The following is a 4,781-nucleotide window of genomic DNA, read 5'->3' on the forward strand; positions in this document are numbered from 1 at the left end:
AAAGCAGATCAGGAAGGCTCGCCCATCGGCGGAACGGGCAAAAGACCCGGCCGCCCCGTCGCTAAAGGAGAGCCACACATGGCACATCTCAATGCCGCCCCGGCAGACACGAACACCGGCGTTTTTCGCTGCGCGTCCTGCCGGGATCACTACCATTCCAAGGATGCAGGCCCCGGCCTCTGCCCGATTTGCAACCCCGCCGAGCAGGCCCGCGACCAGATGCTGCGGCTGCTGATCGCGGAGCAGAACGATGCCTTCCGTCGCGCCCTGGGCTTCGCGGCCCTCTGGCGCGGCCAGCATCTGAAAGGCCGCACCGTCGCCACGCCGGGCTTCCTTGCCATTCCCGAGCGGACCCAAGCCGCGCTGATGAACGCGGTGATCACCTTCTTGGACTGGACCGAGGACAACGACCCTTACGAGGATCATTCCTTTGGCCGCGTCGAGGCGCATGGCACCGCGATCTTCTGGAAGATCGACCTTTACGACACCGCCTATCACTTCGGTGCGGAAACCCCCTCCGACCCTGAGCAGACGCGCCGTGTTCTGACGCTCTACCTGCCGGCCGAACACTGACCCGCAATCGGCCTGCTGTGGCTCCGTCAGCAGGCCGACCCTTCCCACACGGTCAGCCTGAAAGGGGGTGAACTCATGAGCAGAGAAACCTTGCAGCGCCGTCTCGCAGAAGCGTGGGCGCTTGTCAGGAAGGGCGACAGCTTTGGTATCGGCCGCCGCTTCCTGATCCAGCACGGCGCACTTTGAAAGCCCGCCCTGCCCCCACGGCAATGAGGGCAGGGCATCCATAACAAAAAACCATCCGTCGCAAAAGGACCATTCCATGAACCCCGAAACCATCGCCCCCGCATCCATCCAGTTTTTTCCACTGGCCCAACTCTATGTATCCGACCTGAACCCGCGTCAGGACGCCGACCCGGAAGGGATCGACCTGCTGGCCGACAGCCTTGCCATGATCGGCCTGATTCAGAACCTGTCGGGCATCCTCGATGGAGAGGGCCGCGTGGGCATTGTCGCGGGAGGCCGCAGGCTGCGGGCCATCGCCCGCGCCGTCGAGCGTGACGCCACCGTGACCGAACGCCACCCGGAACTGGCCTCCATCCCGGTTCGCATCGCGCCCGACGAGGCCACCGCCCGCGCATGGGCCAGTGCCGAGAACGCGGCGCGGGAGGACCTGGCCCCCGCTGACGAAATCCGCGCCTATGGCCGGATGAAGGAGGCAGGCGCAGACGTGTCGGCCATTGCCCGCAGCTTCGGAAAGACCGAGGCCCATGTCTATCGCCGCCTTGCCTTGGCAGCCTTGCCCGCCCCGGTTCTGGACGCGCTGAAAGAAGGCCAGATCAGCCTTGGCATGGCGAAAGCCTTTACCGTGTCGCAGGACGAGGCATTGACCCTGACCGTTCTGGCGGAGGTGAAGGGCCGCGACGTGTCGGAACACCGCATCAAGCAGGCATTGCAGCCCGCAGCCGTCAGCGCCACCGACCGACGCGCCCGCTTTGTCGGACTGGATGCCTACGAGGCCGCAGGCGGCAGCGTGAGCTGCGACCTGTTCAGCGATACCGTGGCGCTGCACGATGCCGATCTGTTGCAGGACCTGTTCACCGAGCGGCTGAATGCCGAGGCCGAGAGGCTGGCGGCAGGCTGGAAGTGGGCCGAGGTCACAGCCGACGAATATGTCTCCTATTCCGTCACCGAGAAGATGGCCCGCCTTTATCCGGTCGAGGGGGTTCTGACGGAAGAACAGGCTGAGCGGTATGATGAACTGGCAGAACTGGCGAGTGCCGATGCACTGGACGAGGCCGGGCAAGCCGAACTTGAGGCTCTGGACGCGATCATCAAGGGCGACTTCACCGACGCGCAACGCGCCGTGGCGGGCTACTATGTCTATGTCAGCCACAGCGGGACCGTGCAGTTGAGCGGCCCGTGGGTGCGGGCCGAGGACCGGGCCGAGGCCATCGAGGCCGAGGTTCTGACCGGCCATGCCGCCCATGCGGACGGCGGCGATGCCGCCCCCGCGCCCAAGTCGCCCTATAGCGGCGCACTGGTCGAGGACATGAAGGCGATCCGGCTGGCCGCGATCCAGACCGCCCTTCTGGACAAGCCGGAAATGGTCTTCGACCTGCTGGCCTTCGATTTGTCGCTGGCCTCTGGCGTCAACACGAGCGTCTTTGACCTGTCGCCGGGACGCCCCATGAACTGCCCGAGCAAGACGGATGGTCTGGAATGGTCCGACCGGCTGGCCCATCTCCCGGCAGGACATGAGGCATGGAGCCGCCCGGAGTTGCGGGTCAAAGATCTGGCCCAAGCCTTCCGCGACTTCACGGCGGCAGGCAAGAAGGCCCGCAATGCCGCACTGGTGGAAGGCATGGCCCGCACCCTGCCCTATGGTGCAGGCAATGCCGATTTCTTTGCGCTGATCGAGGCCGACAGCGGAGCCAGCATCCGCAAGGTCTGGACGCCGACCGCCGAGAACTTCTTCAACCGCGTCAGCGCCGACTATCTGGACAGCCTGCATCTGGAACTGACCGGCTGCGATCCCGAGTGCAACGGCTTCAAGGCGCACAAGGCGCAGAAGAAGGCGGAAAAGGCCCGCTGCATGGAACGGCTGTTCAGCGATGCCGAGTATCAGAAGGCATGGCGTGTCGATGCGGAGGCAAAGGCCCGGATCGACGCTTGGGTGCCGGATTGCTTCTGATCTGAAAACAGCCGGGGGCGCAGACGACCAAGACCCCGCCCCCGGATTACTCTAAAAAAAACAGGGGAAGCAGGCACATGCCACAACAACCTAAAGATGAGCAAGGCTTGAGCGCGGAACAGATCGACGCTTTGCGGGCCTATCGCGACCGGCATGGAAGACGCTGGAAAAGCTGCCTGCTGTCCGAATGGCTATCCTCGACGGGCGCCGAAGGGCCGGAGCTTCGTCAGGTCCGCAACACATTTGGCCCGTCTTGGCTGCTGAACTATCGTCTGCCCGACTGACATTCTCATTCCTTCAGCGACGAAGGTTCACTTGGCCCCGCCCCGCGCGGGGCTTCCTTTTTGCCTCTGCTGGCTGATTTCCCCTGCCCTGTCACCGGCGGGCCGGCGCCAAGGCAGGGGCGGCGCTCAGGCCGCGCCGGGCCGGCGCTGCGCGCCTCAGTCTGCGCCAGCTTGACGGCTCAAACGGGATGAGAGCAAATCCTGCTGTCGAGCCGATAAGCGGTAAGGCGATTCAACCATTGCGGAGGCAATCACATCTGAAAGGATTTATCATGACTACACTTGGGGTTTCTCCGCCCGTACGGAGATTTGAAAATGAAAATCGAACTATTCGAAAAAAAGACCGAAGAAACTAAGCCTTGTGGCACCCGAACAGCAACGCGTGAGCGTCGCTGTACACTTGATTGGTCGGAGCCTGCGTTGATTGCACTGATTGGAGCTACATTCGGCTTCATGAAGTCTTGGTTTGGATTGTGAGGTGGAAGGGCCCGAAAGGGCCCTTTTCAAGCCATCAAATCAAAGCCTCATGCCAGATCAGTCTGTGAGAAATCATCGCCCTTGTAGAGCAAGGGCACATGGAAAGCTTTCACGCAGGCATAGGACAACGCATCGCCCATGTTGAGTTGCGCCGGGTGGCCGACAGCCTTGCCATAGACCGAAAGCGCGCGGATAGCCTCGTCTCCCATGCTGCCCGTGATGTGCATTTCCTTCGCTTCAAGCGCCTTCAGCAACTCATCGACAAGATCCGTCGCGGCGGCAAAGTCCTCGGCTGTCGCCGGACCTTTGCCGCGCCGTTCGACCCGCTTGCGCACAAGGGCAAGTGTCGCCTCCAGGCGCACAATGAGCGAATAGCGCAGCCGGGGTGTTCGTCCGCGAAAGATAGCAGCTTATGCCCCCGCGTCAGAGGTCGTGTCGCTGCTGGGCGGGGCATTGCAAAGACGAAGGGCCAGACGCGCTTCGAGGCAAACCAAGATCGCCCTTCTCGGCTAGCGTCTCGATCTGTCGGAGATAGCCAACCACTTTGCGGATCACGTCATCTGCCAAAGGACTGTCCCTTCAAAGTCAAACTAGGTGTTTGATCCCATGGTTTGATGGTGCGATCCTTTCTTGGGAATGGAAGGATGCCCTATGGGACAAGTTCGTCACGGAAGCGCCACGACCACGCACGCCATCCGAGCTGCAATACAACGATCGCACGCTTCGCTCGCGACGCTGAGCCGAGAGCTGGGCATCAATCCGAAGACGGTGGCGAAGTGGCGCAAGCGCGCCACGGTCGAAGACCTGAAGACCGGGCCAAAGGAGCCATGCTCCACAACAATGAGCGCGGAGGAAGAAGCGATGGTCGTGGCGTTCAGGCGCCACACGCTGCTGCCGCTGGACGACTGCCTCTACGCACTGCAACCCTCGATACCACACCTGACGCGCTCGGCCTTGCATCGCTGCCTGCAGCGGCATGGAATATCGCGCTTGCCTGACGTGGATGGCGACAAGCCAAAACGGCAGCGCTTCAAACGCTATCCGATCGGCTTTTTTCATATCGATATCGCCGAGGTGCAGACCGCTGAAGGCAAGCTATATCTGTTTGTGGCGATCGACAGAACCAGCAAGTTCGCCTTTGTCCGCCTTGTCCAGAAGGCTGGCAAGATGGCCGCAGCCCAGTTCCTGCGCGACCTGATTGCCGCAGTTCCCTACCGGCTCCATAAGGTGCTGACCGACAATGGCATACAGTTCGCAAACCGGAGCTGCGACACGACCGCCTTCGAACACATCTTTGGCCGCGTGTGCCGCGA

General features: G+C 62.2%; 5 protein-coding genes. 4 read left to right on the forward strand and 1 reads right to left on the reverse strand.

The features are described 5' to 3' along the window. The first annotated feature begins 78 nt into the window (after positions 1 to 78). The 3 genes from AAIL68_RS17090 to AAIL68_RS17100 all read left to right on the forward strand — a co-directional run bounded on the left by AAIL68_RS17090 (position 79) and on the right by AAIL68_RS17100 (position 2,991). Entirely contained in the window at positions 79 to 573 is a 495-nt protein-coding gene (locus AAIL68_RS17090) for a DUF3768 domain-containing protein (RefSeq protein ID WP_347140967.1), read from the forward strand. 262 nt (positions 574 to 835) lie between these two features. Beyond that, positions 836 to 2,707 (forward strand): ParB N-terminal domain-containing protein, encoded by a 1,872-nt coding sequence (locus tag AAIL68_RS17095; protein WP_347140968.1) that lies wholly within the window; start codon positions 836 to 838, stop codon positions 2,705 to 2,707. A gap of 107 nt (positions 2,708 to 2,814) precedes the next feature. Beyond that, entirely contained in the window at positions 2,815 to 2,991 is a 177-nt protein-coding gene (locus AAIL68_RS17100) for a hypothetical protein (protein WP_347140970.1), read from the forward strand. Positions 2,992 to 3,515: 524 nt separating this feature from the next. Here the strand turns inward: AAIL68_RS17100 and AAIL68_RS17105 are convergent. Next, positions 3,516 to 3,830: a VapC toxin family PIN domain ribonuclease gene (locus AAIL68_RS17105; protein WP_347140972.1), complete on the reverse strand. Its 315-nt coding sequence runs from the start codon at positions 3,828 to 3,830 to the stop codon at positions 3,516 to 3,518. Between the two features lie 289 nt (positions 3,831 to 4,119). On the opposite strand from AAIL68_RS17105, the gene AAIL68_RS17110 reads away from it, so the two are divergent. Continuing rightward, positions 4,120 to 4,781: DDE-type integrase/transposase/recombinase (locus AAIL68_RS17110; RefSeq protein WP_347140974.1), on the forward strand; the 662-nt coding region annotated here is incomplete at its 3' end.

Source organism: Paracoccus sp. SSK6, assembly GCF_039770665.1.
Lineage (GTDB): Bacteria > Pseudomonadota > Alphaproteobacteria > Rhodobacterales > Rhodobacteraceae > Paracoccus.